The organism is Microbacterium sp. NPDC058269 (assembly GCF_042881445.1).
Taxonomy (GTDB): domain Bacteria; phylum Actinomycetota; class Actinomycetes; order Actinomycetales; family Microbacteriaceae; genus Microbacterium.
This window is the reverse complement of record NZ_JBHVXT010000002.1, coordinates 704,811-729,955: the sequence shown is the minus strand read 5'-3', so window position 1 is coordinate 729,955 and position 25,145 is coordinate 704,811. Positions and strand designations below refer to the sequence as shown.

The window sequence follows — 25,145 nt, the reverse complement described above, 5'->3', positions numbered from 1 at the left end:
GTGTACATCCCGATCGACTTCGCCTGGCTGGAGGCCACGATGCTCGCCGCCGTGCGCATCACCGCCTTCATCATGATCGCCCCGCCTTTCTCCTACGGGGCGATTCCGGCGCGGGTGAAGGCGATGCTCGCGATCGGACTCTCCCTCGCGGTGGGTTCCGCCGTCGCTCCCGGTTACGAGAACCTCGACACCGGTCCCTTCTTCGGAGCCCTGGTTCTGCAGCTGGTCACCGGCGCCCTGCTCGGCTTCCTGGTGCTGCTGTGCTTCTCGGCCCTGCAGGCCGCGGGCAGCCTGATCGACGTGTTCGGCGGTTTCCAGCTCGCGCAGGCGTTCGACCCGCACTCGCTCGTGAACGGCGCCCAGTTCACCCGGCTCTTCCACCTGACCGCGCTGACCCTGCTGTTCGCCTCGGGCGGGTATCAGCTGATCCTCGCCGGGCTCGCGCGCAGCTTCGACGCCGTGCCCGTCGACGGCATGTTCCAGGCGGCGGGCCCGGCCGAGCTCCTCGTCGACGGAGTCTCCCAGATGGTGCTCGCGGCCGTGCAGATCGCGGGACCGCTCGTGCTCGTGCTCTTCCTCGCCGACGTCGGACTGGGACTCATCACCCGAGTCGCCCCGGCTCTGAACGCGTTCGCGATGGGCTTCCCGGTGAAGATCCTGCTGACACTGCTGCTCGCCGGCGCGGTGTACGCCGTGCTCCCCGGCATCGTCGATTCCCTCGCCGCACAGGCCCTGCGCATGATGCAGGGGGTGCACGAGTGAGCGGTACGGACACCGGAGAACGCAGCGAGAAGGCGACAGACAAGCACCTCAGCGAAGCACGCAAGAAGGGGCGCCTGTCGCGCAGCCAGGACCTCACCGCGTGGCTGGGCATCGGCGCCGCCGCCGTCACCATGCCCGCCGCCATCGCCCTCGGGGCATCGGCCGGAACCGAGCAGATGCTCACGCTCACCTCCCTCGTCGATGCCCCGACGCCGGAGGCGGCACTCGCCGCCCTTGGTCGTGGCCTCGCCTCCGTGCTCCCGACGATCACCGTGATGCTGGCGGCGGTCGCGATCATCACCCTGATCGGCGCGGTCATCCAGGGCGGCGTGCATCTGAAACCGCTCACCGGACGCTTCGAGCAGTTCAACCTCGTCACCGGGATCCGACGGGTGTTCGGGATGCAGGCCCTCTGGGAGGGCGCCAAGGCCCTGATGAAGACCGCCGCCATCGGCATCGCCCTGTGGTTCGTGATCGCGAGCCTGATGCCCGTGCTGACCGCGAGCGGCGCGCACTCGATCTCCCGCCTGCTCGGCACCGCGAGCGAAGGCACCACCGCCCTGCTGCAGACCGCGATCGGGGTCGGCCTCGCCCTCGCCGCGATCGACATGTTCGTGGTGATGCGGCGCAACCGCAAGCACACGCGCATGACCAAGCGCGAGATCCGCGACGAGAGCAAGAGCTCCGAAGGCGACCCGCTCATCCGTCAGCAGCGACGCTCACGTCAGCTCGCCGTCAGCCGCAACCGCATGATCGCGGCCGTCGCCGGCTCGGACGTCGTCGTGGTCAACCCGACCCACATCGCGATCGCCCTGCGGTACGAGCCCGGCCGCGCCGCCCCCAAGGTCGTCGCGAAGGGCAGCGGTGTGATCGCCGAGCGCATCCGCGACGAGGCCGTGCGCGCCGGTGTCCCGCTGGTGCGCGAGATCACCCTCGCCCGGGCCCTGCACGCCGCCTGCGAGCTCGGCCAGGAGATCCCCGAAGACCTGTACAACGCCGTGGCACGCGTGCTCGTGTTCGTCGACTCGCTGCGACGACGCGGGGCCGCCCGTGGCATCCATTCCCTTCCCTACCGGAGGACCGCATGAGACAGCTGCTTCCCAAGCTCGGGGTGCCGATCGGCGTCGTGGGCATCATCATGCTCCTCGTCGTGCCGGTGCCGCCGTTCCTGCTCGACATCCTCATCATCCTGAACATCATGTTCGCGCTGGTGATCCTGCTCACGTCGATGTTCGTGAAGAAGCCGCTCGATTTCTCGGTGTTCCCATCGCTGCTGCTGGTGGCCACCCTGTTCCGGCTGGGACTGAACGTCGCCTCGACCCGCCTGGTGCTCGGCGAGGCGTATGCGGGGCAGGTGATCGAGGCGTTCGGAGCGATCGCCGTCGGCGGCTCTCTCATCATCGGCGCCGTGGTGTTCCTGATCCTCGTCGTCATCCAGTTCGTCGTGGTCACCAAGGGCGCCGAACGCGTCGCCGAGGTCGGGGCACGATTCACCCTCGACGCGATGCCCGGCAAGCAGATGGCGATCGACGCCGATCTCAACGCCGGACTCATCACCGACGCCGAGGCCCGCGAACGCCGGGCCGAAGTGGCCGCCGAGGCCGATTTCTACGGCGCGATGGACGGTGCGTCCAAGTTCGTGAAGGGCGACGCGATCGCCGGGCTCGTCATCATCATCATCAACATCGTCGGCGGCATCGCGATCGGCATCGTGCAGCACGGCATGACGATCGATGAATCCGTGAGCACGTACAGCCTCCTCACGATCGGCGACGGGCTCGTCACGCAGATCCCCGCCCTGCTGATGGCCGTCTCCACCGGCATGATCGTCACCCGCTCCACGGCGGAGGCGGAGATGGGCACCGCAGCATCGGCCCAGCTCGGTCAGTCCCGCAACGCGCTGATCATCGCCGGATGCGCCGCGATCATCATGTCGCTCATCCCGCACATGCCCATGCTGCCGTTCGTCGCGATCGGAGCCCTGCTTCTGCTCATCGCGCAGCGCATCAAAGCCACCCAGAAGCGCGAGGAGGCCGCCGCCGCCGCGCAGAGCCCCTCCACCCTCCCTGCCGACCAGCCGGAGGAGCTCATCGAGAAGATGCGCGTGCATCCGCTCGAGATCCTGCTCGCCCCCGACATCGTCGACCTCGTCACCGGAGGACCAGACGACCTGCTCGCGCGCGTCAAGGCCCTCCGCCGTCGGATCGCCCTCGACCTCGGCCTCATCGCTCCGCCGGTGCGCACCCGCGACAGCATCGAGCTGCCGCAGTCGACCTACGTCATCCGCATCGCCGGGGTCGAGACCGGCCGCGGTACGGCACCGATGGGATCGGTGCTCGCTCTCGGTCAGGGGCTGGACAGCCTTCCCGGCACGGCGACCCTGGACCCGGTCTTCGGGCTCGAGGGCAAGTGGATCCCCATGGAGATGCGTCACAGTGCGGAGTTCGCCGGCGCTACCGTGATCGACCGTGCGAGCGTCATCATCACGCATCTGTCCAGCGTCATCCACGCCCACGCCGCACGCCTGTTGAGCCGCGAGGACGTGCGCCAGCTCACCGACGCGCTCAAGCAGGCGTCCCCCGCCGCGGTCGAGGAGCTCACGCCCGCCCTGCTGTCCCTGGCCGAGGTGCAGCGTGTGCTGCAGGGACTCCTCGCAGAACGGGTGCCGATCAACGATCTCAGCCGCATCTACGAGGCGCTCGCACTGCGCGCCAGAGCCTCCACCGACCCCGAGGGCCTGATCGAGGCCGCACGAGCCGCTCTGGGCCCGGCGATCGCCGCCCGGTTCGCCGATGCCGGCACGCTGCGCGTGGTGATGATCAACCCGCTGCTCGAGCAGGCGATGCTCGAGAGCCTGCGTCCGGGCGACGAGGGCAGTCAGATCGTGTTCGACCCGCAGCGCATGGAGTCCGTGGTCGATTCCGTGAAGCAGGCCGTCTCCTCGGTGCGGGAGGGCGGCGAGCCGGTGCTGGTGTGCGCCCCGTCGCTGCGGCCCGCCGTGCGACGCCTCGTCTCGGCGCAGACGGATGGCCTGCCCGTGCTCTCGTATACCGAGGCGACCGCCGCTGCCCTCACGATCGAGACGGTCGGCGTGGTGCGCGACATCCCCGCGCCGTCGGTCGGCGTCGTCCCGGCAGCACTAGGCTGAACGAATGCTGGTTTTGACGAGGCGGATCGGTGAGAGCGTGCGCATCGACGGCGACATCGAGATCACGCTGCTCGAGATCAAAGGCGACAGCGTGCGGATCGGTGTGAAGGCGCCGCGCGAGACGCGCATCCAGCGGACCGAGATCATCGAAGCGGTCGTCGCCGAGAACGTGTCGGCCGCTGCCGAGACCGATGCCACGGCCGAAGAAGCGATCGCCGCCGCGCTCGCCCGTGGCCGCGAGTCCCGCCCCGCCTAGCCGCAGGCCCACCCGACCGGCATCCCACGCCCGGCATCAGACCGGCATCAGGTCCGTCGCCGTGGCGCGCTTCCACTGGTCACCGCCGGCAGCCCGCGCCCTGTCCGCCGCCCTGCCCGCCACGGCGACGAGCGCGTCGTAGTCGTAGCCCACGACGGACACGGTCGCCCAGCCGATACTGGCGGACGAGCGGATCCCGGTCACCGCGGTCTCTCTGTCGATGACCGAGATACGTGTGAGGATCGCCCGCAGGTGGTGACGAACCGACTCGTCGCTGCCGCGGATGACGACGATCGCGCGGCCGTCGGCGACCCGGTCGGCGTCTGCCGATGCCGGCAGTACCTCCTGGATGTCGTGGTGGAAGCGATCGACGATGAGCGCGAACGCAGAACCCGTCGACGCCTCTCGAAGGTCGGCGGGGTCGTCCAGGCGGATGTCGAGGATCGACCACGGCAGATCGTTCTGCTCCTCGGCCTTGCGGAGTCGGCGGCGAGCCCGCTCGGCGATGTCGTCGGCATCGTTCTTCTTCTGCTCGGACCGCACCATCAGCACGAGGGTGAACGCCGCGCAGGTGCTCACCACCACGGTTCCGACGGCGTTCATGCCGCGCAGTGCGCTCAGTTGGGCTTCGGTGCCCGCGCCGCCGGAGACGAGGGCAGACACGGCGCTCACGACCGCGACCACCACGAAGCCGCAGGACGCGAGCGCAAGCGGAAGCACGATGTCCCTGACGGCCGGCCTGTCGCGCAGCAGCTCGTATGCCACCATGCCCGCGAAGACGGCACTGCCGAGGAAGACGAGCTGGAACGCGGGCAGATACCCGTCGCTACCCGCCGTCACCATCAGGAGGATGGGCGCGATCAGGACGAAGACGGCGACCGGCCACCAGCGCGCCCTCCGCCCGAGGTGCATCCGCAGACCGATCCAGACCAGAGGCTCGAAGCACAGCAGCAACGCGGACGCCGCCCCGCGCAGCATCGGCTCCTCGGTCTGCTGGCCGGCGAGCCAGAGGTAGGCCCCGAGCATGCCCAACCCGAAGGCGGCTCCCCAGGTCACGGTCGCCCTGCTCGGGCGGGCCAGTGTGCCGAGTCCGATGACCATGACCGTGAGCACGGTGACGACGGCCACCATGCTCGTCGTGATGTCGACGTTGACGGGAACGAGCGGGTTCACGTCGGTTCCTCCTCCGGGGAACGCGGCGGAAAGCGGAGTGTCACACGGGTGCCGACCCCGAGCTCGCTGGAGACGTGGATGCTACCCTCGTGCGCCGCGACGATCTCGCGCACGATCCCCATGCCCAGCCCCGTTCCGCTGATGCCGGCGCGCACCGCACTCTCCGTGCGGAAATAGGGCTCGAAGATGCGCGACAGATCCTCCGGGGCCATCCCGAAGCCGTCGTCGACGATCGTGACCTCGGCCTGACCGGTGGCAGCCGTGTCGACGGCGACGTCGATGCGCCCGCCGGCAGGGGTGTACTTGGCGGCGTTGCTGAGGAGGTTGTCGAGCACCTGCCGCAGCCGGAAGGGGTCGCCGGAGATCACGAGGTTCGCTGCCCCGCCGATCCCGATCTCCTGTCTGTTGCCGGAGATGACCGGGGCGTACGAGGCAGCCGCCGCTTCGACGACCTCGCGCAGGTCGACAGGGGCGAACGGCTCCTGCGCGGCCCGGCTCGTCTGCTGCAGGATGCTCGCGACCAGGTCCTGCATGCGCTCGCCCGCGTGCGCGATGATGTCGAGTTGCGCCGGCACACGCCCGGGGAGGTCGTCGCGCTCTCGCAGCAGCTCGACGTGGCCGATGATCGCGGTGAGGGGGTTGCGCAGCTCATGCGAGACGACGGCGTTGAAGGTGCGCCGCTCCTCGTCTACCTCGAGCAGTGCCGTCACGTCGTCGATCACGACCAAGGTGATGTCCTCGCCCTCCCCCACGCTCGCCATCGTCTGGGTGCTCACCTCGAGGGCGCGCCACTGTCCCGTGCCGTCGAACAGCCACATCCTCTCGGCGTCCAACCGCTCGCCGGCGGCGGCCCTGGCGAGCGAGGTGCGCGACAGAGGAAGGGCCGTTCCGCGACGGGCGTCGTACTCGACGGAGGCCGAGGGCAGAGCGGCGCCGAAGCGATCGCGGCCGTAGAGCGCACGGTAGGCGTCGTTCATCTGGAGGATGCGACCACCCGTCGTGACCACCACGAGGGCGACGCTCAGCGCGTCGACGATCTGGGTGACGCGCCGCTGGTTCGCCTCGGCCCGCTCGGCGGCGCGATTGACCTGCTCGGACCGGCGCTGCAGCAGTCGACGCGCCGCCCGGGAGCGCTGCGCGCCGATGCGGACAGTCACCCCGAGGAAGCCCAGCGTGATCACGAGAGTGAGCAGCCGCAGCAGGATGTCGGCGGGCGTGCCGCTCTGATCGGCGAACAGCACGAGGGTGGCGCTGATGAAGGCGATGCCACCGAGCACCCATGGCATCGTGAAGTAGCTGGCCAGCCAGACGACGGGAAAGACCCAGAGGAAACCGAGCCGGAGGTCGGGAGCGTTGGTCGTGAGCCCCACCGCGAGCGCGTCCAGGAGCGGCACGACGGTCGCCGCGGTGCGCGGAAGGCGGTGCCACGGCACGGCCAGGGTGAGGAGCGTGGTGACGATGACCAGACCGGCACCGGCGACGACGAGAGGGTTCGCGAACGTCTCCGGTTTGAACGCGGTGATCATCACGACGATCGCCACGATGCTGCCGGTGAAGACGAGTTGCCAGCGCCAGATAGACACAGTGCGGACCATCAGCGCTCACCCTCCCCGTCGAACCTCAGCTTTGCCGCAAGATTACTCAAAGATCGGTGCAGCCCGCTCTTCAGGCGACCTCGCACCCCTAGCATTCTGAGTGGGGGCCGACACTGCGACTGGGGAACAACGCAGACGCTGGGGCCACGCGAGTGGGGATTCGCAGGCAGCCGGGACCGTGGCTGGGGAACCACGGTCCCGCCCCTCGGCTTTCACGGACCATCGGTCGGCGTGAGTCGATAGCCGACGCCGCGCACCGTCTCGATGTACCGCGGCTGCGTCGTGCTGTCGCCGAGCTTTCGTCGCAGGTTCGCGATGTGCGTTTCTATCGCCCGTTTGTCCGGCTCGCTCACGTAGTCGTTCGACCCCTCGGGGGCCCCGCGCAAGCCGCGGGCGAGATCGGCCTTGCCGCACACGCGGAGCCCGGCCTCGAGCAGCATCGCGAGCAGATCGAACTCGGTCGGGGTGAGGTCGATGCGCCGCTGTCCGATCAGGACCATCCGCGTGTCGAGGTCGAGGCTGAGATCCCGATGCACGCGGCCGCGCCAGGTCAGGACCGTCGCTCCATCCATCGCCTGCTCGGTGTCGCCCACCGGCCGCCCGGAGTCCGTGAGCCTGGCACCGGTGACACGGGGATCAGGGAGGCGGGGATCAGGAAGACGCGGACGACGCAGAAGCGCCTCGATGCGGGCGCGGAGCTCACGGGGACGGAACGGCTTCACCAAGTATTCGTCCGCGCCCGAGGTGAGCCCCAGAACCACGTCCGATTCGTCGGAGAGCGCCGAGAGCATGATGATGAAGGTGTCGCTGATCCGTCGGATGCGTCGAGCGACCTCGAACCCGTCGATGCCGGGGAGGTTGATGTCGAGGGTCGTGATCACCGGGTGGTGCTGTTCGACGGCCGCGAGCCCGTCCAAGCCGGATCCCGTGAGGATCGTCTCGAAGCCGGCGGCGAGGAACACCTCGTCCAGGAGGGAGCGCACGTCGGGGTCATCCTCGATGATCACGGCGACGAGGGCGCGACCGGGCGCCGAGGTCATACGATGCGCTCGCGCACGATCGTCACGATCCGCGGTGCGTCGGCATCGAGCTCGGACGGGTCCACATCCGACGATCCGACGGGCCGCTCCACCTCGATGTCCCACCACGAGTCCGCCAGTTCCTCCGCCATGCCCCGACCCCACTCGACCACGACCACGGAACGCTCCAGGTCGAGATCCAGGTCGTCGAGCTCCGCGGCCGAACCGAGCCGGTAAGCATCGACGTGCACGAGCGGCGCCCCGCCGACCAGCGAAGGATGCGTGCGGGCGATCACGAAGGTCGGGCTCTGCACGGGCCCACGCACGCCCAGCCCTTCGGCGAGTCCGCGGGTGAACGTGGTCTTCCCCGCTCCGAGAGGTCCGGTCAGGACGAGCAGGTCGCCGGCCTCCAGCTGCTCGCCGATACGCAGGCCCAGTTGCTCCATCTCCTCGGCGGTCGCGATCTCCCGCCGACCGAGGAACGCGGGATCCACGCTCACGAGGCGCTCCGGGGTACGCGGGGACCGATACGGGTGACGATCTCGTAGTTGATGGTGTCTGCGGCGACCGCCCAGTCCGCGGCGGACGGCACACCGAGGGTGGGGTCGCCGAACAGAACCACCTCGTCACCGATCGACACCGGGGTGTCCCCGACGTCGACGACGAACTGATCCATCGCGATCCGTCCGACGTTCACGAACCGGCGCCCGCCGATCGAGACCGGGAGCTTCCCCGAGGCGTTCCGCGGCACCCCGTCGGCGTATCCGAGAGGAACGAGGACCAGCGTCGTGTCGCGGTCCGTCCGGTGGTCGTAGCCGTAGGAGACCCCTGTCCCGGCCGGCACTCTTCGGACCGCGGCGATCGCCCCGCGCAGGGTCATCGCCGGTCGCAGACCGAGTTCGGCAGAGCTGCGGTCATCGAACGGCGAGAGGCCGAAGAGCCCCACGCCGATACGCACCGCGTCGAGGCGCATCTCGGGCAGGTCGATGGCCGCAGCGGTGGCGGCGATGTGCCGGATCTCAGGGTGGATACCGAAGGACGCCGCCGCCGCGACCCCCTCTTCGAACCTCGCGAGCGCGGCCCTGTCGTCTTCCACGGAGGTGTTGGAGAGGTGGCTGAACAGCCCGACGATGCGCAGGCGTCCGATGCGCTCGAGGCGCGCAGCCTCGGCGAGCACGCGCCCCCAGTCGTCCGGCGCGATGCCATTGCGTGACAGCCCGGTCTCGAACTTGAGGTGCACCCCGACCGGGCGATCGACGGCAGCCGCGGCACCGGCCGCCTCGAGCTGGTCGAACGACGAGATCCCGACCTCGATGTCCTGCGCCGCGGCGTGCTCGAACCGCTCCCCCGGTGCGTGCAGCCACGCCATGATCGGCGCGTGCACACCCTGCCTGCGCAGTTCGAGCGCTTCGGGGATCTCGGCGACGCCGATGCGGGTGGCACCGGCGGCGAGCGCCGCGACGGCAGCGGTCGCCGCACCGTGTCCGTAGGCGTTGGCCTTGACGATCGCGATCACCTCGACGCCGGTGAGGCGTCGGAAGTGCCGAACGTTGTCGGCGATCGCGTCGAGGTCGATGGTCGCTTCACGGAAGGGGACGGTCACAGCGGTGCTCCTTCGGCGACGACGAACGCTGCGGCGAGACCGGCGTCATGGGTGAGGGTCAGATGCAGGGTGAGGATGCCCCGCTCTTCGACGACGGCGGCCGTCGAGCCGGAGAGCACGAAGTGCGGGCGGCCCGAGGGCTCGGAGGCGATCTCGATCTCGCTCCAGTGCACACCGTCGGAACCGCCGAGCGCCTTGATCAGCGCCTCCTTGGCGGCGTAGCGAGCCGCGAGGGAAGGAAGGCGGAGGGTGCGCTCCGACGGAGCGAACAGTCGTTCGCGCAATCGTGGCGTGCGTTCCATCGTCCGCTCGAATCGCGGGATGTCCACGAGGTCGATGCCGGTGCCGATGATCACCCGTTCAGCCTATCGACCATGCTTCCGGTTGAGATCGCCCAAATGGCTCCGTTTCCGGTGGAAACGAAGCCATTCGGGGAGCGCGAAGTCGGCGTTACTCGACCGTGACGGACTTCGCGAGGTTGCGCGGCTGGTCGACGTCGAGCCCCTTCGCCGTCGCGAGGGCCATCGCGAAGATCTGCAGCGGCACGACCGCGAGCAGCGGCTCGAACATCGCTCCGGCGAGCGGGATGTGGATGACCTCGTCGGCGAACGGCAGCACGGCGGCGTCGCCCTCCTCGGCGATCACGATCACCCGGGCCCCGCGCGCGCGGATCTCCTGGATGTTCGAGACGACCTTGGAGTGCACGAGTGCCGAGTGGCGCGGCGACGGAACCAGCACGAACACCGGCTGGCCCGGCTCGATCAGCGCGATGGGGCCGTGCTTGAGCTCACCGGCGGCGAAGCCCTCGGCGTGGATGTAGGAGATCTCCTTGAGCTTGAGCGCACCCTCGAGCGCGATCGGGTAGCCGACGTGGCGACCCAGGAAGAGCACCGAGCGCGTGTCGGCCATCCAGCCGGCGAGCTGGGTGACGTGCTCCTGCTCGCTCTCGAGCACCTTGGCGATCTTCTCCGGGAGCGCGGCGAGCTCCGCGACGTCGACCGACGCGTCGGCGACCGCGCCACGCACACGGCCCATGTGCAGGCCGAGCAGCAGCAGAGCGGTGATCTGCGCCGAGAACGCCTTGGTCGAGGCCACGGCGACCTCGGGTCCGGCATGGGTGTAGACGACGGCATCCGACTCACGGGGGATCGTGGCGCCCTGCGTGTTGCAGACCGACAGCGTGCGTGCGCCGCGCTCGCGGGCGTACTTCACGGCCATCAGCGTGTCCATGGTCTCGCCGGACTGGCTGATCGAGACGACGAGGGTGTCGGCGCCGATCACCGGGTCGCGGTAGCGGAACTCGTGCGCGAGCTCGACGTCGACGGCCACGCGTGCCCACTGCTCGATCGCGTACTTGCCGACGAGCGCCGCATACGACGCGGTGCCGCAGGCGGTGATGATGACCCGGTTGATGCCCACGAAGAGCTCATCCAGTCCGTCGAGCTCGGGGATGACGACCTGACCGTCGTGGATGCGTCCCCGGATGGTGTTCGCGACGGCCTCGGGCTGCTCCGCGACCTCCTTGGCCATGAAGCTCGACCATCCGCCCTTCTCGGCGGCGGCGGCATCCCACGACACGTCGAACGGCTCGGGCTCGACGGGCGTGCCGGCGAAGTCCATGACGGTGACGGCGTCCGGGGTGATGGAGACGATCTGGTCCTGGCCGATCGCGAGCGCCTTGCGCGTGTGCTCGACGAATGCGGCGACGTCGGAGCCGAGGAAGTTCTCTCCCTCGCCGAGTCCGATCACGAGCGGGGAGTTGCGACGGGCGCCGACCACGAGTCCGGGGTGGTCCTGGTGCATCGCCAGCAGGGTGAACGCGCCCTCGAGACGGTTCACGATGCTGCGGAAGGCGAGCTGAAGGTCACCGCCGTTGCCGGCGTACTCCCGTCCGAGCAGGGCTGCGGCGACCTCGGTGTCGGTCTCGCTGCGGAACACGACGCCGTCGGCGAGGAGCTCGTCGCGCAGTGCGGCGAAGTTCTCGATGATGCCGTTGTGGATGACGGCGAGCTTGTCGTCGTCGGCGAGGTGCGGGTGCGCGTTGCCGTCGGTCGGTCCGCCGTGCGTCGCCCAACGGGTGTGCCCGATGCCGGTCGATCCGTCGGGGAGCGGCGCGTCGGCGAGCGAGTCGCGCAGCATGGCGAGCTTTCCCGCCTTCTTGCGCATGCCGAGCGAGCCGTCGCCATCGATGACGGCGACACCCGCGGAGTCGTATCCGCGGTACTCCAGGCGGGCGAGGCCTGCGAGAAGGATGTCCTGGCTGGGGCGCGGGCCCACGTATCCGACGATTCCACACATGCGATCAAGAGTAAGACGAGTTTTTTGCGAGTCGTCCGTACATTCCTACGGGCGCGCGGCAGTCCCTCCCCGCCGTCACAGTTTGCGCAGCAGCACCGTCTCGACGTCGTGGTCGGCGCCCTTGCGCAGCACCAGTCGTGCGCGGTGTCGCGTGGGCATCACGTTCTCGACGAGGTTGGGCATGTTGATCTCGTTCCAGTAGCCCAGGGCCGTGGTGATCGCCTCCTCGTCGGTGAGGTGCGCGAACACGTTGAAGTACGACGACGGGTTGCTGAACGCGGCTTGGCGGAGCGCGAGGAAGCGATCGACGTACCACTTCTCGATGTGCGAGGTGTCGGCGTCGACGAAGATCGAGAAGTCGAACAGATCGCTCACGGCGACGTCGTTCGGAGCCGGCGGGGGCTGCAGCACGTTCAATCCCTCGACGATGACGACGTCAGGGCGTCGCACCACGACGTTCGCGTCCGGCACGATGTCGTAGCGCATGTGGGAGTAGAACGGAGCGCGCACCTCGGTGGCGCCGCTCTTGACCTCGGTGAGGAACTCGATCAGCGCGCGACGGTCGTATGACTCGGGGAAGCCCTTACGGTCCATGATGCCGCGGCGCTCGAGCTCGGCGTTGGGGTACAGGAAGCCGTCCGTGGTGACCAGCTCCACCCGAGGCGTTCCCGGCCACCGGCTCATGAGCTCGCGCAGCAGACGGGCGATGGTCGACTTCCCCACCGCCACGGAACCGGCGACGCCCACGACGAACGGCGTCGTGGTGTCATCCTCCTGGAGGAACGACGAGGTGGCGGCACCCAGCCGCTTCGTCGAGGTGGCGTAGAGGCTGAGCAGGCGACTCAACGGCAGATACACCTCGCGCACCTCGGTGAGCGAGAGGCGGTCCCCGATACCGCGCAGCTCGACGACCTCGGTCTCGGTGAGCGGCTGGTCGAGCCCGGCGGCCAGCCGCGCCCATTCCGCGCGTCCGATCTCCCGATAGGGCGACAGCGGCAGCGTGGGGTCGGCGGTGGTCACGGAGTACATCGTATCGGCGTGGTCGGGGGCGAGTAGTCTCTTCCCGTGCGCCTGGGAGTCCTCGACATCGGATCCAACACCGTCCACATGCTGGCGGCCGACGTCCGCCCCGGTGGACGGCCGCTCGCGACGACGAGCGACAGGACGGTGCTGCGCCTCATGCGCTACCTCGCCCCCGACGGCTCGATCTCGGAGGAAGGCGTCGTGGCGCTCGAGGCCGCGGTCGTCCGGGCGCGGCGCGTAGCGGAGAGCGAGCGCGTCGACGCGCTGCTGGCCACGGCGACGAGCGCCGTGCGCGATGCGCGCAACGGGGCCGAGGTCATCGCCCGCGTCGAAGCGGCCCTCGGCCAGCCCCTGCAGGTGCTCGACGGCGAGACCGAGGCGGAGTTGACCTTCCTCGCGGTGCGACGCTGGTTCGGCTGGTCGGCCGGACAGATCCTGCTCCTCGACATCGGCGGCGGTTCGCTCGAGATCGCTGCGGGCGCGGAGGAGCTGCCCGACGCCGCGGCATCCGTCCCCCTCGGGGCCGGGCGCATGACCGTGCAGTTCCTGCCCAACGATCCTCCGGGTGAGGCCGATGTGGAGCGGCTGCGCGCCCATGCGGCAGCGACCCTGGCAGGCGTGCTCCCGCGGTTCGTCGCCCTCCCCAGACCCGACCACGTGGTCGGGTCGTCGAAGGCCATCCGCTCCCTGGCTCGGCTGGTCGGCTACCCGGTGCCGGGGTGGTCAGGAAGCGAACGGATGCTGCTCCCCCGCTCCTCGCTCGGGTCGTGGATCCCTCGCCTCGCACGCCTTCCCGCCTCCGCACGGCAGGAGCTGCCCGGCATCACGCCGGACCGGACGTTCCAGATCGTGGCCGCCGCCGTCTCGCTGCACTCGGCGATGACGGCTCTCGGGGTGGACGAGCTCGAGGTTTCTCCGTGGGCCCTGCGCGAGGGCGTGCTGCTGCGTTACATCGAACAGCTGAGCTGGAGCGACTCCCGACGCTGAGCGGCGGGTGACGCCGGACGAACAGGCACTGTTGCCGTCCCGGTCCGCGCCGGTATCCTCTGACGAAGCGAGCACTTTCCCGCCCGCGAGTAGGCAGGCGGGGAAGGCAGGAGCCCGGTGCGCACCGCACTCATCGTCGGTGCCACCCCATGGTCATCGGCGTCGGGGGGTGCTGAGTGAATCCAGGAGTTGTGAGGGCGATCGGCTCGGCAGACCTGGCCTCGCACGGCGTGCGCGCCGTCGACCGGGGCACGGCTCTCCGAGCGACGGAGCGGACGCCTGGACCCGTGATCCTGCTGTCGATGCGGGGGGAGGCGACCGAACTGGCGATCGATACCGTCGCCGCCCATCCCGACCACGCCGTCTTCGCCTTCGTCGAAACCGCCGGGCTCGCGGCGAAGGAGCGGAACGGTCCGTGGATGCCGATCGCGAGCGGGCTCGTCGTCGCCCCGCCGGGAATCGTGCACAGTGTGCGCTGCGCGGGCTCCTGGCACATCACCGCCGCATATGTTCCCCGCGCCGCGCTCGGATCATTCGTCGCCGCACTGCCGGACACGGTTCGGATCCTCGCGGAGCGGCGTCCCCTGGATCGGGCGATGCAGGCTTTCGTCGAGCAGGTCCTGGCCGTCGACGACGACGCCACCGCGATCGAACGATATGCGATGGAGCACCTGATCGTGGAGATGAGCGGGGCCATCCTGCTCGACCGCGTCGACACGGCATCCGGGCAGCGTTCCCCGCATGCCGCGCTGCGCGACCGGGCGGTGGCCGTGATCGCCCAGCAGTGCGGTGACCCGGCGCTGAATCCTACGCTGGTCGCCCGCGAGGTGCAGTCTTCCCTGCGCCAGCTCCAGTTGGTCTTCGCCGAAGCCGGGAACAGCGTGGCGGGCGAGATCCGGCACCGACGAGCGCGCCTTGCCAAGTCCCTCCTCACCGACAGCCGGTTCGATGTGCTGAGCATCGAGCAGATCTCGCAGCGGTCGGGTTTTCATTCGCCGATCAGCCTGCGTCGTGCACTCGAGGAGGACTACGGCACCACTCCCCGGGCACTGCGCGCCCACCGCGGCGTCGAGAAACGGCCCGACGAACGCGAAACGGCCGACCGCTGAGTTCAGCGGTCGGCCGTTTCGGAATCTGTTCGGGTCAGAGCGACAGGCGCTCCTGGACCACCTCTGCGAGGCGTCCGGCATAGGCGTGCACCGATTCCGCGTCGGCAGCCTCCACCATCACGCGCACGAGCGGCTCGGTGCCGGACTTGCGCAGCAGCACCCGTCCGGAATCGCCCAGCTCGGTCTCGATATCGCGCACGGCCTGCTGCACGACCTCGTCGTCGGAGACGCGATCCTTGTCGACGTCGCGCACGTTGATGAGAACCTGCGGGTAGACGGTCATCACCGAGGCGAGCTCGGCGATCGACTTGTTCTGCCGCGCCATCTCGGCCACCAGGTGGAGGCCGGTGAGGATGCCGTCACCCGTGGTGGCGTACTCGCTCATGATGACGTGACCGGACTGCTCGCCGCCGAGCGCATATCCGCCCTCGTTCATGTCCTCGAGCACGTAGCGGTCTCCGACAGCGGTCTGTCGGACGGTGATGCCGTGCTCGCGCATCGCGACGTGCAGACCGAGGTTGCTCATCACCGTCGCGACGAGCGTGTCATCGGTGAGGTGCCCGCGCTCCTTCATCGACAGCGCGAGGATGGCCATGATCTGATCGCCGTCGATGTGCTTGCCCTCGGCGTCCACGGCGAGACAGCGGTCGGCGTCACCGTCATGGGCGATTCCGATATCGGCTCCCAGACGCACGACCGCCTCCGCGAGGTTGTCGAGGTGGGTCGAGCCGACTCCGTCGTTGATGTTCCAGCCGTCGGGGTCGGCGCCGATGACGGTGACCTCCGCCCCGGCGTCACGGAACGTCTCCGGTGAGACACCGGATGCCGCTCCATGGGCGCAGTCGAGCACCACGTGGATGCCGTTCAGACGATTCGGGAGCGATCCGAGAAGGTGCACGACGTAGCGGTCCTCCGCGTCGGAGAACCGGTCGATGCGACCGACGCCGGCACCCGTCGGGCGCAGCTTGTCGCCGGCCATGGCCTCTTCGATGCGCAGCTCGACCACGTCGGGGAGCTTTCGACCCCCGCGTGCGAAGATCTTGATCCCGTTGTCGGGCGCGGCGTTGTGGGACGCCGAGATCATCACACCGAAATCGGCGTCACGGTCGGCGACGAGGAATGCGAGAGCGGGCGTCGGGATGACCCCCGCCTCGAGCACGTCGACTCCAGAGGAGGCGAGACCGGCGGCGACGGCCGCGGCGATGAAGTGTCCGGAGACCCTGGGGTCCCGGGCGACCACTGCGGTGAGTCGCTTGCCTTCGGCCTTGCGAGCCTCCGCAGTACGGCCCTGGCCCAGGACGACAGCAGTCGCCTGGGCCAGGGTGAGCGCCAGGTCGGCGGTGAGGATGCCATTGGCGAGCCCTCGCACACCGTCCGTGCCAAAGATCGGCATCGGAGCAGTTGACCTTAACGCTTCGAGTACTGAGGCGCCTTACGGGCCTTCTTGAGTCCAGCCTTCTTGCGCTCCTTGACGCGAGCGTCGCGCGAGAGGAAGCCGGCCTTCTTCAGGGTCGGACGGTTGTTCTCCTCGTCGATGCCGTTCAGCGAACGGGCGATGCCGAGGCGAAGCGCACCGGCCTGGCCCGAGGGGCCTCCGCCGGAGATGCGCGCGATGACGTCGTATGCACCGGCGAGGTTCAGCACGGTGAACGGGTCGTTGATCAGCTGCTGGTGCAGCTTGTTCGGGAAGTAGTCCTCGATCGTGCGGCCGTTGACCGTGATCGTGCCCGAGCCGGGGACGATGCGCACGCGGGCGATCGCCTGCTTGCGACGGCCGACAGCGGCACCCGGGACGCTGAGGACGGGGCGGGGAGCCGCCTCGACCACGTCGGTCTCGGGAGTCGACGTCGAGAAGTTCTGGGGGGTTTCGGTGGTGTCCTGGATGTCAGCCACGAGTATGTCCTTAAGTCTTTACGGCGCTTACTGGGCGACCTGGTCGAGGGTGTACGGCGTCGGCTGCTGCGCGGCGTGCGGGTGCTCGGCACCGACGTACACCTTGAGCTTGGACAGCTGCTGGCGGCCGATGCTGTTCTTGGGGAGCATGCCACGGATGGCCTTCTCGACAGCGCGGACCGGGTTCTTCTCGAGCAGCTCGGCGTAGGTGACCGACTTCAGGCCGCCCGGGTAACCGGAGTGGCGGTAAGCCAGCTTCTTCTGGAGCTTCTGACCGGTGAGCGCGACCTTCTCTGCGTTCACGATGATGACGAAGTCACCCGAGTCGATGTGGTTGGCGAAGGTCGGCTTGTGCTTGCCACGCAGGAGCGTAGCGGCGTGCGAAGCCAGACGGCCGAGAACGACGTCGGTGGCGTCGATGACGACCCAATCGCGCTGGACTTCGCCAGCCTTGGGGGTGTAAGTGCGCGTCACGATAGTGCTGCTTTCTTGTGTCGAACGGAGAAGTTCGTGAATCCCACTCCGGGGTGGTTCTTCCCGAGGGGGAGGAACACGCCAGTGGAGGGCTCACGTTCGGACGATGCCCCTTTTCCGCGAACGGGAAAGGCACCAAAGAGAAATCATACGCCACGCCGGACCGTATGCCCAAACCAGCACCTCAGTCGGGCGAGACCGTGACGAGGATCGGCCGGTGATCGCTCGCCCCCTGCGGCAGGGTAGTGATGCGCTCGATCTCGAACCCGGTCGAGGTGGCGAAGTCGTAGTGCCCCCGGAAGACGCGATAGCGCGTGTAGGTGTGATCGTCACTGAGCGACAGGGCGTACCCGTGGTCGCGCACGGCCTGACCGAGGTTCTCCTTGAAGATCGGGTAGTTGTAGTCTCCGACCATCAGCTGAGGCAGCCCCTCGCCGAGCGCCGCGAGCTCGGTGAGCGCCGCTCGGATCTGGTGGCGTCGCAGCGAGTTCAGCGCGGTGAGCGGCGCGGCATGGAACGAGGCGACGATGAAGTCCTGACCGTCGTCGATGTCGCGCAGCCGCGCGCCGAGCACGCGCTCGTGCGCCGGCTTCGCGATGCGGTCGTGCAGCGACTTCTTGAGGCCGAGCATGCGGATCGCCTGCAGGTGGAACGTGCTGGCGCGATAGAACAGCGCGAGCCCGAGACGATTGCCCTGCGTCGCATCGGCGAGGACGAGATCGCCGATCTGCGCCGGCAGCTCGGGCACGTCGCACTCCTGCAGACACAGGATGTCGGGGTCGTGCTCGCGCACCAGCGACGCGAGTTCGCCCGCGGCCCGGTGCTTCTGGAGGTTGTACGAGATGACCTTCATGACCGTTCCACGCTACTCGTCCCCGCTGTGCCCCGGCTCCGGATCGCCGTCGTACCCCCAGCGGATGCCGAGCACACCGGGGCCGAATCCATGGCGCGCGACGTGCACGGATCCGCCACGCACCGACCGCATCACGCACGCGTAGTCGTCTTCGGTCTCGACGTACTCCTCGCACCAGCTCGGCGGCGCGTCGGGAGGGAACCGCACCCAGATGAGCGTCTCGCGAGCGGGACGAGAGGTCGCGTGCCACGCCGACTGACGAGCCGGGTACCCGGGCGGGAACGACTCGGTGAACTCGATGAGCGTCGTGTCGCCGACCGTGATCGGCTCGTCGAGGGCGATGACGACGCCGGAGATGAGATGCCCGGGATGCAGGTATCCGCGATCCACGCGACCGCCGATGACGTCCGAGATCACGGACAGCACCTCGGTCTCCTCCGGGGCGACATCGATGAGCGGGAGCTCAGTGATCACGCCATGGGTGGCCTGGACGAGCGAGCGCATGACGATGCTCGCCACGGCGCCGTCCGCACCGACCTGCACCGTCAGTTGGGTGGACAGATCCCGCAGGCTCTCCTGGGGAGACGACCGCAGCGCGACCAGGGTCTCCTCGGTCTCCCGGTTCTCGCGCTCCTCGTCGAAGGGAAGCCTCGGAGGCGGGACCGCACCGAGCCGAGCGGACGGCCCGAGCAGGGCACTCAGATGACCGCGGCGCAGTCGGAGGCGGTCTTCGATGCCCTGGATGACCGCGAGGGACTGGGCGCCCTCGGGCTGCCGATCCCCCGAACGCCAGTAGCTGAGCGTGGCCATGGATACGACGTTGCCGTCGTCGGCGAGCTGCTGACGCAGGCGGGCGAGGGTGATACCGCGCTCGGAGACCGCCGCCCGCAGAGCCTCCGCGAACGCGTTCGGCCGGCCGCCGGTCGGCGCCGTCATCTCAGCCGCTCGCTCCGTCGCGACGGGCGCGGGTCTGCGTGGCGCGGGAGGAGAGCAACTCGTCTGCGGGGTAGCCGACCTCGGTGAGTATCAGCCCGCGAGCCGCCAGCACCTTGAATTCGCTGGTGCGGGCGAGCGCGTCGCGGAGCACCACGAGGTCGTCGACGTCGAGGCGCCCCTCGCCGACGGCCACGCAGGCGCCGACGAGTGCCCGCACCATGCTGTGGCAGAACGCGTCGGCCTTGACCTCGGCGACGAGCACGCCGTCGGCATCGCGCTCCCAGCGGTAGTCGAGCAGGGTGCGGATCGTGGTCGCCTCCTCGCGAGGCTTGCAGTACGCCGCGAAGTCGTGCAGTCCGATGAGCGTTCGCGCCGCGGCGTCCATCGCCCGTTCGTCGAGGCGCCCCCGGACGATGGTCGTGTCGTGGCGGCGGAGCGGGTCGTATCCCGACTGCCCGTCGGCGAGACGATAGCGGTAGCGCCGCCAGACGGCGGAGAATCGGGCGTCGAACCCCTCGGGGGCGATCGACGTCCGGGCGACCGTCACATCCGAATAGGCACCGAGCACACCCCGCATGCGTCCGGCGATGGTCTCGGCGGGCTCCAGCGGCGCGCGTCCCTGCCGGGCCTCGATGCGCGCCCACTGCTTCTCGTTGAGGTCGACGTGCGCGACCTGGCCGCTCGCATGCACACCGGCGTCGGTGCGGCCGGCGACCACGAACTGCACGTCGGAGCCGACGATGCGTGCGAGCGCCGCTTCCAGCGTGCCCTGCACCGTGCGGAGAGTCGGCTGCTTCGCCCACCCGCGGAAGTGGGTGCCGTCGTAGGCGATGTCGAGCCGGATGCGCACGCAGCAAGCCTAGGACAAGCGCCCCCGCGTCACCGGGCGACCCTCAGCGTTCGACCAGGATCCCGTCCTCATCGCTGTACAGGTGCGCACCGGGTCGGAACACCACTCCCCCGATCACGAGCGTGACATCGACCTCGCCGGCGCCGAGCTTCGCGCTCTTGCGCGGATTGGTGCCCAGCGCCTTGACCCCGAGGTCGAGGGCATCGATCGCGACGCGGTCGCGGATGGCGCCGTTGATCACGACGCCCGCCCAACCGTTCGCCACCGCCGATGCCGCGATCAGATCTCCCATGAGGGCCGTCTCCATCGAGCCCCCGCCGTCGACCACGAGCACGGCGCCCGCACCGGGTGTCGCCAGCACCGACTTCACGAGAGCGTTGTCCTCGAAGCAGCGGACGGTGCGGATCGGCCCGTCGAAGGCAGACCGTCCTCCGAACGAACGCAGCTGCAGCGAGAGCGACTGGATACCCTCTTCGAGCTCGTCGTAGAGATCGGCTGTGGCGACCGGCATCCTCAGATGCCTCCGTCGATCGAGCGGATCGTCACGGCGGGCTCGTCCGGCACCATCACCTGGGTCTCGCGGTTCAGGCTCTCTCCGCGGAAGAACCGCTTCGACCGCGGGAACAGGTACCAGACGAACATCAGCACCAGGCCGAACGCCAGCGAGCCGACACCGATCACGAACGTGCCGCCGATGCCGAACAGGACCGTGTATCCGTAGTCGACGTCCCACATGTCGATCGCCGACTGGATGAACGCCCATGCCAACATGAGTCCGCCCAGCAACGGGAACAGGCCCTTGAAGAAGAACTCGCGGGCAGAAGATGTCAGATCCTTGCGGAAGTACCAGACGCACGCGAAACCGGTGATGGCGTAGTAGAACGCGATCGCGAGCCCCAGCGACAGGATCGAGTCCTGCAGGATGTTGTCGCTGATCAGGGTCATGCCGACGTAGTAGACCGAGGCGACCACGCCCATGACGATGGTCGAGAACGACGGCGTCTTGTAGGTGGGGTGCACGTCCTTGAACCGGGCCGGCAGAGCGCGGTACACACCCATCGCGAGCGTGCCGCGGGCGGTGGGCAGGATCGTGGTCTGAGTCGACGAGATCGCCGAGATGATCACCGAGACCACCAGCACCCAGCCGAACGGGCCGAGCAGGCCGTCCTTGATCGCGAGGAAGAAGTCGTCGGCGTTCGCCTCATTGCCCAGGCCCGTGCCGTCCTCGCCGAGTCCGGCGTACATCATGGCGGCGATGGTCACGGCGACGTAGGTGAACAACAGGATGACGGTCGTCAGCAGCGCGGCGCGGCCCGGGATGCGCTTCGGGTCCTTGGTCTCCTCGTTCAGGGCGAGGCAGGTGTCCCAGCCCCAGTAGATGAACAGCGCGAGCAGGATGGCCTCGGTGAATCCCGACCAGTCGGTGAACGCGAACGGGTTCATCCACTCCCAGTCGAAGGGGGTGGGGTTGGGTGCGGTGCCGGCGAAGAACTGCCACAGCGCGGTCACGACGAAGATCGCGAGCGCCAGATACTGGATCCCCAGCAGGATGTTCTGGATGCGTTCGCCGATCTCGACCCCGCGCCAGCTGACCCACGTCATCGCCGCGATGAAGAGCACGGCCACGACGACGACCCGCCAGTCGTCGTTCTCGAGGTCCTGGCCGATCAACGACCAGAAGTAGACCGAGGCGATCTGTGCGAGGTTGGCCAGCACGACCATGCCGGCGACCGCGACACCCCAGCCACCCATCCAGCCCACCCACGGCCCGAACGCCTTGGTCCCCCAGGTGAAGGTGGTGCCGCAGTCGGGCACCGCGTTGTTGAGCTCGCGGTACGCGAAGGCGATCAGGAGCATCGGGACGAAGGCGATGATGAAGGCGATCGGCGCCTGCGCACCGACGGCGAGCACCACGAAGCCGAGCGTCGCGACGAGCGAGTACACGGGGGCCGTCGAGGCGAGACCGATGACGGTCGAGCCCCAGAGTCCCAGAGTTCCCGCAGCCAGACCCTTGCCGTCGGGTCGTTCCAGATGAATCGGCGTCGTTGCTGCCATGTCAGAACAGTAGAGCCACCACGGTTATCGCGTCAACGGGTTTCTTCCACCATCCGAATCCGAAGCCCAGAATGTGCCTTGACGACGGAATCCGTGGAATCAGGCCCTTTCGAGCATGCCGTCGGCGTGATCGGCCACCCACTCCATCAGGGGCAGCATCCGCTCCATCAGATCGCGCCCGAGCGGGGTCAGGCTGTACTCCACGTGCGGAGGGACTGTCGGAAGTGATTCCCGGTGCACCAACCCGTCGTCGGCGAGCGTGCGCAGGGTGGAGGCGAGCATCTTCTCGCTGATGCCGTCGACCTCCCGCCGCAGCGCGCCCCAGCGGTGGGTCCCATCGGACAGGCAGGAGAGCACGAGCACTCCCCACTTGCTCATGATGTGATCGAGGACGACGCGCGTGCCGCAGTTCTGATCGAAGACGAATGGAGTGGATTCCTTTATCTGCGCGAAACTAACCGTCATGTGGGTACCTTACTTCAAAGTGGGTACCCGCAGATCGGAATGCCGCAGACCCACCCGCGGGTTGTCGAAGATGTCACTTACGAAAGGACCCTCATGACCATCCTCGTCACCGGTGCGACCGGCAACCTCGGCCGCCTCATCATCGCCAGCCTGCTCGAGCGTGGCGCCGACCCGCAGTCCATCGTCGCCGGAGCCCGCGACACATCCAAGGCCGCCGATCTGGGCGTGCGCGTCGCACACCTCGACTACACCGACCACGCATCGGTCGCCGCTGCCGTAGAGGGCGTCGACACCGTCGTCCTGGTCTCCGGTTCCGAGGTCGGCCAGCGCATCGCTCAGCACCAGGCGGTCGTCGAGGCCGCCAAGGCCGCCGGCGTCTCCAAGTTCGTCTACACGAGCGCTCCGAAGGCCACGACGAGCGACCTGATCCTGGCGCCCGAGCACAAGGCCACGGAAGAGCTCATCGTCGCCGCGGGCCTGCCCGCCGTGATCCTCCGCAACAACTGGTACACCGAGAACTACGCTGCCGACCTCGCTCGCGCCGCCGAGACGGGCGTGCTCGCCGCAGGCACCGGCGAGGGGCGTGTCGCCTCGGCAAGCCGCAAGGACTTCGCCGACGCTGCGGCCGTGGTGGCACTCGAAGACGGCCACATCGGGGAGGTCTACGAGCTGGGCGGCGACGTCGCCTGGACATACTCCGACCTCGCTGCGGCCTTCGCGGAAGTGACGGGACGCGAGGTCTCCTACGTGCCGCTCGGCTTCGACGACCAGCTCGCCGCCCTGGGCGAGGCCGGCCTCGACGAGGGAACGGCCGGATTCGTCGCGGCCCTCGACGCCGGCATCAAGGACGGCGCGCTCGGCGACACCGACGGCACGCTGGCACGACTGATCGGTCGCCCGACGACCCCGCTCGTCGAGGGGCTGCGCGCCGTCTCGGCCTGACCCCTGCGGCAAAGACCGAGTGCCGCCATCCCCCCGGACGGCGGCACTCGGTGGTTCAATGCCGGCTCAGGACGCCGCGCTCGGCTGCGTGCGCTCGGCGGCCTCAACGTGCGCGGAGGCCTGAACGTGGGCGACGGTGAGGGTGATGCTCTCGCGCCGCACACCTCGCGCACCGAGCAGGGCGTCGACCGCCGCGTGCCCGGCATGAAGGATGTCCGCCGATCTCGCACCCGCGTCGACGCCGAGCGTCGCTTCCACCGCCACCCCGTCACCGGCGGCGGCCACCGAGACGATCGGCTCGTCGTCTTTGCGCACGCCGATGGCCTCGGCCCCCGCACGCAGCAGGTGGGAGATCAGCGACCCGGATCGATAGACGCTGCGGACGCCAGGAGTCGACCGCAGGGTCGCCTCGATCGCCGCGGCGAGCTCGCCACGCTCTTCCGCCTCCATCAGCTCTCCCCCGCCCACGACGACACCTCCCGGATGTCTCGGATCGCGATGTCGATCGCGACGACGTTCAACTCGGTGTGCGCGCGCAGACTGCGATCCACCTCGTCTCGCAGTTCAGCGGCGACCTTCGGGATCGACTGTCCGTGCAGCGCGCTCGCGTCGATCTCGACGCGGATCGGAGTCCCCGGCTGCGTCACGTCGCCGTCGAGTCGGCATCGCCCGATGAGGAGGCCGGGCACGGCGTTCTCCGCAGAACGGATGAGGCCACGCACCGCTCCCTCGGTGATCGCGAGATCCACCCGCGGATCCGGGGATTCGAAGGGGATGCGCCGTCCGGCGCGGGCATCCATCGCGATACCGCTGAGGATGCGATCGACCCAGTTCTCGTCGACCGGAGGTTCGGCGGCGGCTTCCGCGGCGATGAGCTCAGCACCGAGCCCCTGCAGCCGCGTCAACGCATCCAGCGCCATCTGACAGCCGGGCGACTCGTCGATCGAGCGATCGGCGGGCTGTCGTCCCGCATCGAGATAGTCGGTGAGCTCGTCGAGCGTGTGCCCGTCGAGATCGGTCGGTTCCAGGCCGAGCCGGCGGACGTCGTGAGTCTCTCTCTCATCGGTCATCGCCACTCCTCCATCCGTACGATCATGTATTTTCGGGCCCGCGCCAGCAGTCCGCGCGCGGTCGAGACGGGGATGTCGAGTTCCTCGGAGATCTCCTCGTAGGAGTACCCGCCGATCTCGCGCAACACCCAGCATTCGCGCTGCGCATCCGGCAGCTCACGAAGCGCGGCTCCGAGGGCCGCGACACCCGCACGGGCCTCGACGACCGCGGTCGGGGAGGCATGCAGCGGAGCAGGCCGGTCGATCGAGTCGATGTCCACCGCCGGTCGGGTCGCACGGATGCGATCCACCGCCTTCCGGCTGACGATCCGCATCAGCCAGCTCTTCACCTTGGCCGGATCGTCGAGTTCGCCGAACCGCTGCCACGCGGTGACGAACGACTCCTGCACGATGTCGTCCACGTCGGCCGATGCGTTCAGCATCCGCTGCGTGTACGCGCGCATCATGGGCGTGTACCTGCGCACGAGTACTGCGAAAGCCTCGACATCGCCGTCCATCGCGCGTCCGGCGACGATGCCGTCGTCGGCATGTTCCAGTGCTGTGCGAAAGCGTTCGTCTTCCATCTACCCCACCCCTCGATCCGATCCCCTGGGGGATTCGGAACAGATGCCCCGCCGGATCGGATCATTTCTCA

Annotated in this window: 27 protein-coding genes; 7 read left to right on the top strand and 20 right to left on the bottom strand. The window is 68.7% G+C overall.

Annotation, left to right across the window (positions count from 1 at the left end; all coding sequences use genetic code 11):
* From ACFVWL_RS11895 to csrA, 4 genes are read left to right on the top strand one after another with little or no spacing between them, the layout of a single operon-like run.
* Positions 1 to 762: a flagellar biosynthetic protein FliR gene (locus tag ACFVWL_RS11895; RefSeq protein WP_387182744.1), complete on the top strand. Its 762-nt coding sequence runs from the start codon at positions 1 to 3 to the stop codon at positions 760 to 762.
* Positions 759 to 1,850: a flagellar biosynthesis protein FlhB gene (locus ACFVWL_RS11890; protein WP_387182741.1), complete on the top strand. Its 1,092-nt coding sequence runs from the start codon at positions 759 to 761 to the stop codon at positions 1,848 to 1,850. Before ACFVWL_RS11895 ends, ACFVWL_RS11890 begins: the two co-directional genes overlap by 4 nt.
* Positions 1,847 to 3,910 (top strand): flagellar biosynthesis protein FlhA, encoded by a 2,064-nt coding sequence (locus ACFVWL_RS11885; protein WP_387182739.1) that lies wholly within the window; start codon positions 1,847 to 1,849, stop codon positions 3,908 to 3,910. The genes ACFVWL_RS11890 and ACFVWL_RS11885 overlap by 4 nt, the downstream gene beginning before the upstream one ends.
* A 4-nt stretch (positions 3,911 to 3,914) precedes the next feature.
* On the top strand, positions 3,915 to 4,166 hold the full coding sequence (gene csrA / locus ACFVWL_RS11880; protein WP_387182737.1) for a carbon storage regulator CsrA: 252 nt from the start codon (positions 3,915 to 3,917) through the stop codon (positions 4,164 to 4,166).
* A 36-nt stretch (positions 4,167 to 4,202) separates the two neighbouring features.
* On the opposite strand, the gene ACFVWL_RS11875 is transcribed toward csrA, so the two are convergent.
* From ACFVWL_RS11875 to coaA, 8 genes are all read right to left on the bottom strand, one after another.
* Positions 4,203 to 5,339: a hypothetical protein gene (locus ACFVWL_RS11875; protein ID WP_387182734.1), complete on the bottom strand. Its 1,137-nt coding sequence runs from the start codon at positions 5,337 to 5,339 to the stop codon at positions 4,203 to 4,205.
* Complete coding sequence (locus ACFVWL_RS11870) at positions 5,336 to 6,934, bottom strand: sensor histidine kinase (RefSeq protein WP_387182732.1); 1,599 nt, start codon at positions 6,932 to 6,934, stop codon at positions 5,336 to 5,338. Before ACFVWL_RS11870 ends, ACFVWL_RS11875 begins: the two co-directional genes overlap by 4 nt.
* Positions 6,935 to 7,146: 212 nt before the next feature.
* The gene (locus ACFVWL_RS11865) at positions 7,147 to 7,974 is read right to left on the bottom strand and encodes a response regulator transcription factor (protein ID WP_387182729.1); all 828 of its coding nucleotides are present in this window, start codon (positions 7,972 to 7,974) and stop codon (positions 7,147 to 7,149) included.
* Positions 7,971 to 8,453 carry a tRNA (adenosine(37)-N6)-threonylcarbamoyltransferase complex ATPase subunit type 1 TsaE gene (gene tsaE / locus ACFVWL_RS11860; RefSeq protein WP_387182726.1) on the bottom strand — a complete coding sequence of 161 codons (483 nt, stop codon included), beginning with the start codon at positions 8,451 to 8,453 and terminating at the stop codon, positions 7,971 to 7,973. Before tsaE ends, ACFVWL_RS11865 begins: the two co-directional genes overlap by 4 nt.
* Positions 8,450 to 9,556, bottom strand: a complete 1,107-nt coding sequence (alr, locus tag ACFVWL_RS11855; protein WP_387182724.1) for an alanine racemase — start codon at positions 9,554 to 9,556, stop codon at positions 8,450 to 8,452. Before alr ends, tsaE begins: the two co-directional genes overlap by 4 nt.
* Positions 9,553 to 9,912, bottom strand: coding sequence for a holo-ACP synthase (locus ACFVWL_RS11850; RefSeq protein ID WP_387182721.1), 360 nt, complete (start codon positions 9,910 to 9,912; stop codon positions 9,553 to 9,555). The genes alr and ACFVWL_RS11850 overlap by 4 nt, the downstream gene beginning before the upstream one ends.
* 94 nt (positions 9,913 to 10,006) lie before the next feature.
* Complete coding sequence (gene glmS / locus ACFVWL_RS11845; protein ID WP_387182718.1) at positions 10,007 to 11,854, bottom strand: glutamine--fructose-6-phosphate transaminase (isomerizing); 1,848 nt, start codon at positions 11,852 to 11,854, stop codon at positions 10,007 to 10,009.
* Between the two features lie 75 nt (positions 11,855 to 11,929).
* Positions 11,930 to 12,883: a type I pantothenate kinase gene (gene coaA / locus ACFVWL_RS11840; protein ID WP_267417525.1), complete on the bottom strand. Its 954-nt coding sequence runs from the start codon at positions 12,881 to 12,883 to the stop codon at positions 11,930 to 11,932.
* A 36-nt stretch (positions 12,884 to 12,919) separates the two neighbouring features.
* Here coaA and ACFVWL_RS11835 point away from each other — a divergent pair, with 36 nt between their 5' ends.
* Together ACFVWL_RS11835 and ACFVWL_RS11830 are read left to right on the top strand one after the other, a co-directional pair.
* Positions 12,920 to 13,864 (top strand): Ppx/GppA phosphatase family protein, encoded by a 945-nt coding sequence (locus ACFVWL_RS11835; RefSeq protein ID WP_387182715.1) that lies wholly within the window; start codon positions 12,920 to 12,922, stop codon positions 13,862 to 13,864.
* A 191-nt stretch (positions 13,865 to 14,055) separates the two neighbouring features.
* Complete coding sequence (locus tag ACFVWL_RS11830; RefSeq protein ID WP_387182712.1) at positions 14,056 to 14,973, top strand: helix-turn-helix domain-containing protein; 918 nt, start codon at positions 14,056 to 14,058, stop codon at positions 14,971 to 14,973.
* 34 nt (positions 14,974 to 15,007) lie between these two features.
* On the opposite strand, the gene glmM is transcribed toward ACFVWL_RS11830, so the two are convergent.
* From glmM to ACFVWL_RS11785, 9 genes are all read right to left on the bottom strand, one after another.
* Positions 15,008 to 16,366, bottom strand: coding sequence for a phosphoglucosamine mutase (gene glmM / locus ACFVWL_RS11825; RefSeq protein ID WP_387182709.1), 1,359 nt, complete (start codon positions 16,364 to 16,366; stop codon positions 15,008 to 15,010).
* A gap of 14 nt (positions 16,367 to 16,380) precedes the next feature.
* Positions 16,381 to 16,866, bottom strand: coding sequence for a 30S ribosomal protein S9 (gene rpsI / locus ACFVWL_RS11820; RefSeq protein ID WP_017828210.1), 486 nt, complete (start codon positions 16,864 to 16,866; stop codon positions 16,381 to 16,383).
* Positions 16,867 to 16,893: 27 nt separating this feature from the next.
* A complete protein-coding gene (gene rplM / locus ACFVWL_RS11815) occupies positions 16,894 to 17,340 on the bottom strand; it encodes a 50S ribosomal protein L13 (RefSeq protein ID WP_047520838.1) in 447 nt (148 codons plus the stop codon).
* Between the two features lie 184 nt (positions 17,341 to 17,524).
* Entirely contained in the window at positions 17,525 to 18,193 is a 669-nt protein-coding gene (locus ACFVWL_RS11810) for an endonuclease/exonuclease/phosphatase family protein (protein WP_387182705.1), read from the bottom strand.
* A gap of 12 nt (positions 18,194 to 18,205) precedes the next feature.
* A complete protein-coding gene (locus tag ACFVWL_RS11805; protein ID WP_387182702.1) occupies positions 18,206 to 19,129 on the bottom strand; it encodes a hypothetical protein in 924 nt (307 codons plus the stop codon).
* A 1-nt stretch (position 19,130) separates the two neighbouring features.
* Entirely contained in the window at positions 19,131 to 19,979 is an 849-nt protein-coding gene (gene truA / locus ACFVWL_RS11800; RefSeq protein ID WP_387182701.1) for a tRNA pseudouridine(38-40) synthase TruA, read from the bottom strand.
* A gap of 43 nt (positions 19,980 to 20,022) precedes the next feature.
* On the bottom strand, positions 20,023 to 20,490 hold the full coding sequence (rraA, locus tag ACFVWL_RS11795; RefSeq protein ID WP_387182698.1) for a ribonuclease E activity regulator RraA: 468 nt from the start codon (positions 20,488 to 20,490) through the stop codon (positions 20,023 to 20,025).
* 2 nt (positions 20,491 to 20,492) lie between these two features.
* Entirely contained in the window at positions 20,493 to 22,034 is a 1,542-nt protein-coding gene (locus ACFVWL_RS11790; RefSeq protein ID WP_387182695.1) for an APC family permease, read from the bottom strand.
* 99 nt (positions 22,035 to 22,133) lie between these two features.
* Positions 22,134 to 22,499, bottom strand: a complete 366-nt coding sequence (locus tag ACFVWL_RS11785; RefSeq protein ID WP_387182692.1) for a winged helix-turn-helix transcriptional regulator — start codon at positions 22,497 to 22,499, stop codon at positions 22,134 to 22,136.
* 93 nt (positions 22,500 to 22,592) lie between these two features.
* Here ACFVWL_RS11785 and ACFVWL_RS11780 point away from each other — a divergent pair, with 93 nt between their 5' ends.
* Positions 22,593 to 23,441, top strand: a complete 849-nt coding sequence (locus ACFVWL_RS11780) for an SDR family oxidoreductase (RefSeq protein ID WP_387182689.1) — start codon at positions 22,593 to 22,595, stop codon at positions 23,439 to 23,441.
* Between the two features lie 66 nt (positions 23,442 to 23,507).
* Here ACFVWL_RS11780 and ACFVWL_RS11775 read toward each other — a convergent pair whose 3' ends face one another.
* From ACFVWL_RS11775 to ACFVWL_RS11765, 3 genes are read right to left on the bottom strand one after another with little or no spacing between them, the layout of a single operon-like run.
* On the bottom strand, positions 23,508 to 23,891 hold the full coding sequence (locus ACFVWL_RS11775) for a hypothetical protein (protein ID WP_387182687.1): 384 nt from the start codon (positions 23,889 to 23,891) through the stop codon (positions 23,508 to 23,510).
* A complete protein-coding gene (locus ACFVWL_RS11770; RefSeq protein WP_387182685.1) occupies positions 23,891 to 24,511 on the bottom strand; it encodes an Asp23/Gls24 family envelope stress response protein in 621 nt (206 codons plus the stop codon). Before ACFVWL_RS11770 ends, ACFVWL_RS11775 begins: the two co-directional genes overlap by 1 nt.
* A complete protein-coding gene (locus ACFVWL_RS11765) occupies positions 24,508 to 25,074 on the bottom strand; it encodes an RNA polymerase sigma factor (RefSeq protein ID WP_387182683.1) in 567 nt (188 codons plus the stop codon). Before ACFVWL_RS11765 ends, ACFVWL_RS11770 begins: the two co-directional genes overlap by 4 nt.
* Positions 25,075 to 25,145: the final 71 nt, after the last annotated feature.